Raw genomic sequence first — 10588 nt, forward strand, 5'->3', positions numbered from 1 at the left:
GTCCTGGTCGCCCCCGGAGCGAGCGCGGCCGCCGGGGAGGGTGAGCTGCGCCCGGGCGAGGTGCTCGCGGTCGGGCAGGCGCTCGTCTCGCCGGACGGCTCGCAGACGCTCGTGGTCCAGGCCGACGGCGGCCTCGCGCTGTTCGGCGACGACCCCGACCCGCGCTGGGTCGCCGGTCCGGCGCTCCCCGGGTCGCAGCTGGTGGTGGGCGTCGACGGCGAGATCACCCTGACGGCTCGGGACGGCACGGTCGGCTGGCGTCCGGACCTGACTGCGACCCCCGGGTCCCGGCTCGTCCTGCAGGACGACGGCGACGTCGTCGTGCTCGACCCCGCCGGGACGCAGCTGTGGGACTCGGGCACCGCCGTGCGGCCGTCCATCCTCACCGCCGGCTCGAGCCTGGCGCCGGGCGAGGCGCTCTCGTCGCCGGACGGACGCCAGATCCTCGTCGTGCTCGATGACGGGGACGTCGCCCTGCTCGGTCCGGACGCCGCGACGCGCTGGTCCACCGGCACGGACCGGCCGGGCTCCACGCTCACGCTGCGCGAGGACGGCAACCTCGTGGTCACCGACGCCGACGGCAACCGGACCTGGCGCAGCCGCACGGCCGGTCACCCCGGCGCGTCGCTGGTCCTGCAGGACGACGGCGACCTCGTGCTCTACGACCCCACGGGCGCCGTCGTGTGGTCGACGGGCACGGTCATCGGCCCGTCGTCGCTGGTCGTCGGCGTTCCGCTCGCGGTGGGCCAGCAGCTCGGCTCGCCCGACGGGCACCTCCGGCTGGCGCTCGGCGCGGACGGCCTCACGCTCGCCTACGACGGCGCCGCTGTGTGGAGCGCGCCGGTCGCCGGTGCCGCCGCCCTCGCCGTCCGGGACGACGGTGACGTGGTGCTCACCGCGGCGGACGGCTCGGTCCTGTGGGACACCGCCACGCCCGGCAACCCCGGCGCGAGCCTGCAGCTCGAGGAGGGTGCGCTGCTGCTGCGGGCGCCCACGGGCCAGGAGCTCTGGCGCGTCGACGTCCCGGCCGAGCTGATGACCAGCGGGCGCGTGGCCACCGACTGCGCGGACGTGGACGCGCCGGTGCCCGAGGCGGACACGGTCGTCACGGCGTTCGGCGTCCGCGTCCACCCCTGCCTGGCCGACTCGCTCGACGCCCTCATGACCGCGGCGCTCGGCGACGGCATCGAGCTGCACGCCTGGGGCTGGCGCAGCGCGAGCCAGCAGATCGCGCTGCGGGCGGCGAACTGCAGCCCGACCGAGCCGGACCCGACCGTGGTCACGTGCCGGCCGCAGACTGCGCCGCCGGGGACGTCCCGCCACGAGCGGGGCCTCGCGCTCGACTTCACGGTCGGCGGCGCGGTGCTGCGGGCCGGGTCTCCGGCCTTCGCCTGGCTCACCGAGCACGCCGCCGACTACGGCCTGCAGAACCTGCCGAGCGAGCCCTGGCACTGGAGCGTCGACGGCTGGTGAGCGGGCGCGCCCTAGTCTGGACGGCGTGAGCACGCCGACGACACCCGAGCTGAGCGCCGTCACGCAGGACTACCTCAAGGTCGTGTGGTCCGCCCGCGAGTGGTCGGAGCAGCCCGTCACCACCAAGATGCTGGCCACGCGCCTGGGCGTCGGCGCGTCGACGGTCTCGGAGACGGTCCGCCGCCTCGCCGACGCCGGTCTGGTGACCCATCAGCCCTACGGCGCCATCGAGCTCACGGCGGACGGCGAGCGGCACGCGCTCGCGGTCGTCCGGCGGCACCGCCTCATCGAGACCTTCCTGGTCGAGGTGCTGGGCTACGGGTGGGACGAGGTCCACGACGAGGCCGAGGTGCTGGAGCACGCCGTCTCGGACCTGTTCGTCGAGCGCGTCTCCGCCCAGCTGGGCCACCCGCGCCGGGACCCGCACGGCGACCCGATCCCGGGTGCGGACGGCTCGCTCGACGTCCCTGCGGCGAGCGTGCTCTGGGACGTGGAGCCGGGGGAGTGGGCCGTGGCCCGCATCTCCGACGCCGACCCGGGCCTGCTGCGCTACCTGGAGTCGGTCGACCTGCTCCTCGACGCCGCCGTCACGGTGGTGGAGCGCCGCACCGTCGCGGGCGTGATCTCCGTGCGCGTCGGCCCGCGGACCGTGGACCTCGGCGAGGTCGCGGCGCGGGCGATCTGGCTGGTCCCCGCCGCCTGACGTACGCTGGGCGCCATCCACCGGAGCTGACGACGACGTACTCCGCACCGAGATCGAATCGATTCGTCCGGAGGGCACGTCGTTGGTCACGCTCACGCCCGCGCGTTCGCGCGCCGCGCTGTTCGCCCTCGCCCTCGGCGGGTTCGGCATCGGCACCACCGAGTTCGCCACGATGGGGCTGCTGCCCGAGATCGCGTCGGGCTTCGACGTCTCCATCCCGACGGCCGGCAACGCGATCACGGCCTACGCCCTCGGTGTCGTCGTGGGCGCTCCGACGCTGGCTGCCCTCGGCGCCCGGCTCGACCGGCGGCGGCTGCTCCTGCTGCTCATGGTCGCCTTCACCATCGGCAACGTGCTGTCCGCGTTCGCGCCGAGCATGGGCTGGCTCGTGCTGGCCCGGTTCCTCGCCGGCCTGCCGCACGGCGCGTTCTTCGGCGTCGGCGCGGTGATGGGCACCGCGGTCGTGGGTCCGGAGCGGCGCGGTCGCGCGGTCGCCTCGATGATGGCCGGGCTGACCATCGCGTGCGCCGTCGGGGTGCCGCTCACCGCGATCGTCGGGCACGCGGTCGGCTGGCGCTGGTCCTTCGTGGGCGTCGGGGCGCTCGGTCTGGTGACGCTCGCGGCGCTGTCCGCGTGGACGCCGTCCCTGCCGTCGGCGCCCGGCACGACCGTCCGCACCGAGCTGGCGGCCCTGCGCAACCGACGGCTGTGGATCGCGTTCGGCGCGGGCGCGGTCGGGTTCGGCGGGATGTTCGCCGTCTACTCCTACGTCAAGCCGCTGCTCACGGAGGTGACCGGCCTCGGCGTCGCGCTCGTGCCGCTCGTGCTCGCGCTGTACGGGATCGGCATGACGATCGGCACGGTGGTCGGTGGCCGGCTGGCCGACCGGTCGGTGATGGGCACGGTCATCGGGTCCATGATCGCCACGATCGTGGTCCTCGTGTCCATCGCGCTCGTCGGCTCCTACCCGGTGCCCGCCGTGCTCGCGCTCGTCCTGCTCGGGGTCACCTCGCAGGTGCTCGGGCTGTCGCTGCAGACGCGCCTGATGGACGTCTCGCCCGCGGCACCGTCGCTCGGCGCAGCCCTGTGCCACTCCGCGCTCAACCTGGGCAACGCGACCGGCGCGTTCGTCGGCGGCCTGGTCATCGCCGGCGGCTTCGGCTACCTCGCGCCCGCCTGGGTGGGCGCCGGGCTCACCGCGATCGGGCTGGTCGTCGTGCTGGTGGTCGGGCGTGGACCGGTGCCCGAGCTGCCGGCCCCGTCAGCGGCGGCGCGTGCCGAAGATCGAGCGCGTGATCTCGCGCCCCAGCTGAGTACCCGCTGACCGCAGCAGGCTGTCCAGCGGGCTCGTCCTGCTGGTCGACCGGCGCGGAGCGGCCTGCCGGGCCTCCTTCGCCCTGCGCTCCGCCTCGTCGGCCGCCTGCTCCGCCTCGTCGGCGCGCCGGGCCGCCTCCTGGGCCTTCTCGGCCCGCACCGCGAGCAGCTCGTACGCCGACTCGCGGTCGACGGCCGCGCCGTAGCGGACCGACAGCGGCGATGCCGCGACCGCCGCGGCCAGGTCCGCCGCGGGCATCGGCTCCATCGACGACTGCGGCGCGCGCAGGCGCGTCCACGCCACCGGCGTCGGCGTGCCGCGCTCCGACTGCACGGTGACGACGGCCTCGCCGGTCCCCAGCGACTGGAGCAGCTGCTCGAGGTCGTAGGGCGACGTCGGGAACGTGCGCGCCGCGGCCCGCAGCGCCTTCGCGTCGTCGGGGGTGAACGCCCGCAGCGCGTGCTGGACGCGGTTGCCCAGCTGGCCCAGCACGTCGGCGGGCACGTCCTTGGGGCTCTGCGTGACGAAGAAGACGCCGACGCCCTTCGACCGGATCAGCCGGACCGTCTGCGTGACCTGCGTGAGGAAGTCCGCCGACGCCCCCGTGAACAGCAGGTGCGCCTCGTCGAAGAAGAACACGAGCCGCGGCTTGTCGGGGTCGCCCACCTCGGGCAGCTCCTGGAACAGCTCCGCCAGCAGCCACATGAGGAACGTGGAGAACAGCGCGGGACGGTCCTGCACCGCGGGCAGCTCGAGCGCGCTGATCACGCCGCGTCCGTCGGGGGCGGTCCGCAGCAGCTCGGACACGTCGAAGGCCGGCTCGCCGAAGAAGGCGTCGGCACCCTGCGCCTGCAGCGCGACGATCTCCCGCAGGATCACGCCCGCGGTCGCCGCCGACAGCCCGCCGATGCCCTTGAGCTGCGGCTTGCCCTCGTCGCTGACCAGGTACGCGATGGTGGCCTGGAGGTCCTTGAGGTCCAGCAGCGCGAGGCCCTGGGTGTCGGCCCAGTGCATGAGCAGGCCCAGGCTCGACTCCTGCGTGGCGTTGAGGCCGAGCACCTTGCCCAGCAGCAGCGGACCGAAGTCGGTGACGGTGGTGCGCACCGGCGTGCCCTCGCCCAGCCCGCCGAGGCTGAGGAACTCGACCGTCGACGACGTCGCGACCCACTCCTGCCCGAGGCTCGCCGTGCGGGCCAGCAGCTTCTCGTTCGGCGCGCCCGCCACGGCCAGCCCCGAGAGGTCACCCTTGATGTCCGCGACGAACACCGGCACGCCCGCGGCGGACAGGCCCTCGGCCAGCACCTGCAGCGTCTTGGTCTTGCCCGTGCCGGTCGCACCGGCCACGAGGCCGTGCCGGTTCATCATGCCGAGCGGGATCCCGACGACCGCGCCGGGCACCGGGACGTCGTCCTCGACCAGGGCGCCGAGCGGCAGCATCGGACCGCCGAACGTGTAGCCGGCGATGATCTCGGCCGCGTGGTCCGAGGGGGTGGAGGCCGACGCCGGCGGCGGCGCGGTGGGGGTCGCGGCGGCGGCCTCCGCGGCGGCGAGCGCGGCGGCCGCGGCCTGGGCCTTCGCCTCGGCGGCCTCGGCAGCCGCCTGCGCGGCGGCCGCGCGGAGGGCGGCGAGGTCGGCGGCGGACGAGCCGGCGGCCGACGGTGGCGTGCTGTCCGACATGTCCGGAGCATACGGCGGCGGGTCCGATCCCACCCGGCCGGGTGCGGGGGGAGCACCACCGGTCGGTAAACTCGCCGGGTGACCTCGCAGGACGCTTCCCCCACGCCCACCGCCACCGACGACGTGCCGTTCCGCTACACCGCGGAGCTCGCGCGCGAGATCGAGCTGCGCTGGCAGGACGAGTGGGCTGACCGCGGCACGTTCTTCGCCGCCAACCCGACGGGCGGGCTCACCGACGGCGACGGGAAGCACGCGGACCCCGCGCAGCCCGCGTTCTTCGTCATGGACATGTTCCCGTACCCCTCGGGCGCCGGCCTGCACATCGGCCACCCGCTGGGCTACATCGCCACCGACGTGGTCGGCCGCTTCCGCCGGATGCAGGGCGACAACGTGCTGCACGCGCTGGCGTTCGACGCGTTCGGCCTGCCCGCCGAGCAGTACGCCGTGCAGACGGGGCAGCACCCGCGCACCACCACCGAGGCGAACATCGTCATCATGCAGCGCCAGCTGCGCCGGCTCGGCCTGGCCCACGACCCGCGTCGCACGTTCGCGACGATCGACCCGGGCTACGTGCGCTGGACGCAGTGGATCTTCCTGCAGATCTTCGACTCCTGGTACGACGAGACCGCGCCGCGGCCGGACGGCGGCGTCGGCCGGGCCCGTCCCATCGCGGAGCTGGTCGCGGAGTACGACGCCGGCCTGCGCGGTGCAGAGTGGGCCGGGCTGGACGAGGTCGCTCGTCGTCGCGTCCTGGACACGCACCGCCTCGCCTACGTCTCCGAGACGCCGGTGAACTGGTGCCCCGGCCTGGGCACGGTGCTGGCCAACGAGGAGGTCACCTCCGACGGCCGCTCCGAGCGCGGCAACTTCCCGGTGTTCCAGCGCAGCCTGCGCCAGTGGAACATGCGGATCACGGCCTACGCGGACCGCCTGATCGACGACCTCGAGCACATCGACTGGCCCGACAAGGTCAAGGCGATGCAGCGCAACTGGATCGGCCGCTCGTCGGGCGCCCGGGTCCGCTTCGCCGTGCAGGGCGGCGACCAGGTCGAGGTGTTCACCACCCGCCCCGACACGTTGTTCGGCGCCACGTTCGTCGTCGTCGCCCCGGAGCACCCGCTGCTGGACCAGGTGCCCACGGCGTGGCCCGACGGCACCAAGGACATCTGGACGGGCGGCCACCGCACCCCGGTCGACGCGGTCGCGTCCTACCGCGCGGAGACGGCCGCCAAGACCGCGGTCGAGCGGCAGGCGGACGCTGGCCGCAAGACCGGCGTGTTCACCGGCCACCTGGCGCAGAACCCGGTCAACGGCGACCTGCTGCCGGTGTTCACCGCCGACTACGTCCTCATGGGCTACGGCACGGGCGCGATCATGGCCGTGCCGGGCGGCGACGAGCGCGACTTCGCGTTCGCCGAGGCCTTCGACCTGCCGGTCGTCTACACGATCGACGCCCCCGAGGGCACCGAGCCCGGTGCGCGCACCGGCGACGGCGTGGCCATCAACTCGTCGAACGACGAGGTCAGCCTGGACGGGCTGTCGGTCGCCGACGCCAAGGCGACGATCACCGACTGGCTCACCGCCAAGGGCGTCGGCGAGGGCACCATCACGTACCGCCTGCGTGACTGGCTGTTCAGCCGCCAGCGCTACTGGGGCGAGCCGTTCCCCATCGTCTACGACGAGCACGACCTGCCGCTGGCTGTCCCGCAGTCGGCGCTGCCCGTGAACCTGCCGGACGTGCCGGACTACTCGCCGCGCACGTTCGACGCCGACGACGCGCACTCCACGCCGGAGCCTCCGCTGGGCCGCAACGAGGACTGGGTCGCCGTCACGCTCGACCTGGGCGACGGCCCCAAGCAGTACCGCCGCGACACCAACACGATGCCCAACTGGGCCGGCTCGTGCTGGTACTACCTGCGCTACCTGGACCCGACCAACGAGTCGGTCCTGGTGGACCCCACGCTGGAGCAGTACTGGATGGGCCCGGGCCACGGGGAGCAGGAGCCCGGCTCGATCGGCGGCGTCGACCTGTACGTCGGCGGCGTCGAGCACGCGGTCCTGCACCTGCTGTACGCCCGGTTCTGGCACAAGGTCCTGCACGACCTGGGGCACGTCTCCAGCGGGGAGCCGTTCCACAAGCTGTTCAACCAGGGCTACATCCAGGCGTACGCCTACACCGACGAGCGCGGCGTGCACGTGCCCGCCGAGGAGGTCGTGGAGGACACGACCTCCGCGACGGGCTTCAGCTGGCAGGGCCAGCCCGTCAACCGCGAGTACGGGAAGATGGGCAAGTCGCTGAAGAACATGGTGACGCCCGACGACATGTACGCGGAGTACGGCGCCGACACCCTGCGCGTGTACGAGATGTCGATGGGCCCGCTGGACCTGTCCCGGCCGTGGGAGACCCGCGCGGTCGTCGGCTCGCAGCGGTTCCTGCAGCGGCTGTGGCGCAACGTGGTCGACGAGGGGACCGGGGCGACCGTCGTGTCCGACGACGCCCCGTCCGACGAGACCCTGCGCGTGCTGCACCGGGCGATCGCGGACACGACGGCGGACATGGCGGCCATGCGGGTCAACACGGCGATCTCGCGGCTGATCGTGCTGAACAACCACCTCACCACGTTGCCGACGACGCCCCGCGCCGCTGTCGAGGCCCTCGTGCTGATGACGGCCCCGGTGGCCCCGCACGTCGCGGAGGAGCTGTGGTCCCGCCTGGGCCACGAGCGCTCGCTCGCGCACGAGCCGTTCCCGGTCGCGGACCCGGCGTACCTGGTCGAGGACACGGTGACGTGCATCTTCCAGGTGCAGGGCAAGGTGCGCGGTCGCGCCGAGGTCTCGCCCGAGATCTCCGACGACGACCTGCGCGAGCTGGCCCTGGCCGACGTCGGTGTGCAGCGCGCCCTCGACGGCCGCGGCATCCGGACCGTCGTCGTCAGGGCGCCCAAGCTCGTCAACGTCGTCCCGGCCTGATCGCCGTGCCCGGCCGTCGCCGGCCCGAGCAGCCGTCGGTCGCGATCGTCACCGACTCGACGGCCTCGCTGCCCGAGGGCGCGGCCGAGCGCTGGGGCATCGGCGTCGTGCCGCTGGACGTGGTCGTCGACGGCGAGCGCCACGTGGAGGGCGTCGACCTGTCCCCGAGCGCCCTGCTCGGCGCGCTGACCAAGGGCGTCACGGTCACGACGTCGCAGCCCCCGCCCGCCGCGTTCGCGTCCGCGTACGAGCGGGCAGCGGCGTCGGGTGCCCGGGAGATCGTGTCGATCCACCTCTCGGGCGACCTGTCGGGCACCGTCCGCGCCGCGCAGCTCGCAGCGGAGACGTCGCCCGTCCCCGTGCACGTCGTCGACTCGGGGGCGGTCGCGATGGCCCTCGGGTTCGCGGTCGTCGACGCGGCACGCTTCTCGATCGGCCCCGAGACGCCGGCGACCGAGCCCGCGCCAGCTGGACCGCTCGAGGCAGCCCGCGCCTGGTGGCACGCCCGATCGCACACCGACGCGCGACTGCCCGACGGCCAGGAGGTCGCCGACCACGCGCTCGCGGTCGCCGCGTCCACCCGGGTCTGGTTCCTGGTCGACTCGCTGGACCACCTGCGCCGCGGCGGACGGCTGAGCGTCCCGGCGACGGCGATCGGCATCGTGCTGGGTCTGCGCCCGATCCTCACGCTGCACGACGGCGGCATCGACGTGCTCGAGAAGGTGCGCACGCGACGAGCCGCCMGCGAACGCCTGGTGGCGCTCGCCCTCGAGGACGTCCTGCGCCGCCCGTCCGCCCGGGTCGCGGTCCATCACCTCGGCCAGCCGGACGTCGCCGCGGCGCTCGCGGCCGAGCTGGCGGAGGCCGCCGCCGACCGGCTCGTCGAGACGGCGGTCTGCGAGTCGAGCGCGGTGCTGGCGGCTCACGCGGGACCGGGCCTGCTCGCGATCGTCGTCGCCGACGCCTGACCGAGCCGCCCACAGCCCGGGCAGCGATGGTCGTCACGCAGTGATCGCCGACGTCCGTCGATCCCGCCGCCGCCTCGACCGTAGGTTCACCGGGTGCCACGCCGTGACCGCGACCTCTCCCGGACCGCCCGGCTCACCGCGCTCACGACCCCCCGCCGCTCGCCCTCACGCCACTCCGCGCGCACCTTCGACCCCATCCCGAGCACGGACCCCCACGCCGGTCCTCCTGCCTCGTTCGCGCGGTTCTTCGAGCCAGCGGCTCCTCCGGGCGCGGGCTGGACGCCGGACCGAGCGCCAGCGGGTCCGGACGTTCCGATCCCGGAGGCGGGCCCGGCGGCAGTGCCCGCGCCAGTGCGCATGGACAGTCCGGACCGGCAGCGCGGCGTGACACCCGCGCCTGAACCTGCGGGCCCCACGGTCCAGGTGCCGGAGCCCAGCCCCGACCCCGCGAGCACGCCGACGCGCACCGGCACGGCGCTCCAGAGCGCCGCTGCGGGCTACACCGCCGCGCACGGTGCCTCGGTCGCGCCCGTGCCGGGTCCCCGCCGCCGCTGGCGGTGGGCGGTCTCGTCGCGTCTCGCCGCAGGCGCCGGCGCGGTGCTGCTGCTGGTCGGGGGCGGTGTCGCTCTGCGCGCCGCGTCGATCTCGCCGGGGCCGGCGGTGAGCCTGCCCGTCCCGGTGCCGAGCGGCACCCCGGCACAGGCCGGGGGATCGACGGCACCACCGACCGCCCAGGTCGTCGTCGACGTGGTGGGTGCCGTCGCGGCCCCGGGCGTCGTCCGGCTCGCCGAGGGCTCCCGCGTCGTCGACGCCATCGCGGCCGCCGGGAGCGCCACCGCGGACGCGCAGCTCGGAGCACTGAACCTCGCGCGTCTGCTGGTCGACGGCGAGCAGGTCGTGGTCCCGGCCGCGGGGGACCCGGCGGCCGTGGCCGGTCCGTCGGCGGCGGCGGGCGGCGACGAGCGCGTCGACCTCAACGCCGCGGACGCGGCCGCCCTCGACGCCCTGCCCGGCATCGGCCCCGTCTTGGCCGGCCGGATCGTCGCGCATCGCGAGGACCGCCCGTACGCGAGCGTCGACGAGCTGGCGGACGTCCCGGGGATCGGCCCGACCTTGCTCGAACGCCTCCGCGACCTCGTCCGCGTATGACCGCTCGCATGCCGATCCCGCCGATCGATCATCCGCACCTGTCCCGCGAACCGCCCGCGGCCCGCGCCCTGCCTTCGATCGAACGCATCCCGCCGGGCATCGGCGCCCTCCCACCGGCCGACGACAGCGACCCGCCGACGACCGTCGACGTCCGGCTCCTCCCGGCCGCGGCGGCCGCGTGGCTCGCCGCGCTGGCCGTGGTCAGGATGCCGGCGCTCGTCGCGCTGACCTGCGCCATCGCCGCCCTCGGGGTGGCGGCCGTCGGGCTCCGGGTCTGCGCGGGCGCGCCCGAGCACGTGCCCGGCGCACCGGTCCGCGCCGCCGTCGTGCCGG

At 74.9% G+C, this 10588-nt stretch carries 8 protein-coding genes; 7 read left to right on the top strand and 1 reads right to left on the bottom strand.

Translation table 11 applies throughout. From position 1 onward, the window contains the following. The 3 genes from ACXJKG_RS14970 to ACXJKG_RS14980 form a co-directional block, all read left to right on the top strand. Window positions 1-1473: D-alanyl-D-alanine carboxypeptidase family protein (locus tag ACXJKG_RS14970; protein WP_456846542.1), on the top strand; the 1473-nt coding region annotated here is incomplete at its 5' end. Between the two features lie 25 nt (window positions 1474-1498). Further along, entirely contained in the window at window positions 1499-2176 is a 678-nt protein-coding gene (locus tag ACXJKG_RS14975) for a metal-dependent transcriptional regulator (RefSeq protein ID WP_456846543.1), read from the top strand. 82 nt (window positions 2177-2258) lie between these two features. Then, on the top strand, window positions 2259-3500 hold the full coding sequence (locus tag ACXJKG_RS14980; RefSeq protein ID WP_456846544.1) for an MFS transporter: 1242 nt from the start codon (window positions 2259-2261) through the stop codon (window positions 3498-3500). On the opposite strand, the gene ACXJKG_RS14985 is transcribed toward ACXJKG_RS14980, so the two are convergent. Then, window positions 3438-5168: a helicase HerA-like domain-containing protein gene (locus ACXJKG_RS14985; RefSeq protein ID WP_456846545.1), complete on the bottom strand. Its 1731-nt coding sequence runs from the start codon at window positions 5166-5168 to the stop codon at window positions 3438-3440. The two genes, ACXJKG_RS14980 and ACXJKG_RS14985, sit on opposite strands and share 63 nt — an antisense overlap. 78 nt (window positions 5169-5246) lie before the next feature. Between ACXJKG_RS14985 and leuS the strand changes: the two genes are divergently transcribed. The 4 genes from leuS to ACXJKG_RS15005 form a co-directional block, all read left to right on the top strand. Next, window positions 5247-8138 carry a leucine--tRNA ligase gene (gene leuS, locus ACXJKG_RS14990; RefSeq protein WP_456846546.1) on the top strand — a complete coding sequence of 964 codons (2892 nt, stop codon included), beginning with the start codon at window positions 5247-5249 and terminating at the stop codon, window positions 8136-8138. Between the two features lie 5 nt (window positions 8139-8143). Beyond that, window positions 8144-9106, top strand: a complete 963-nt coding sequence (locus tag ACXJKG_RS14995; protein WP_456846547.1) for a DegV family protein — start codon at window positions 8144-8146, stop codon at window positions 9104-9106. Window positions 9107-9529: 423 nt separating this feature from the next. Then, the gene (locus tag ACXJKG_RS15000) at window positions 9530-10255 is read left to right on the top strand and encodes a ComEA family DNA-binding protein (protein ID WP_456846548.1); all 726 of its coding nucleotides are present in this window, start codon (window positions 9530-9532) and stop codon (window positions 10253-10255) included. Window positions 10256-10263: 8 nt separating this feature from the next. Then, the coding region (locus ACXJKG_RS15005) for a hypothetical protein (RefSeq protein ID WP_456846549.1) at window positions 10264-10588 on the top strand (325 nt) is incomplete at its 3' end.

The organism is Cellulomonas sp. P5_C6 (assembly GCF_054049635.1).

Coding starts and splice junctions, on each gene's coding strand:
- ACXJKG_RS14985 (WP_456846545.1), bottom strand. CDS start 5,168: ATGTCGGACAGCACGCCACCGTCGGCCGCCGGCTCGTCCGCCGCCGAC.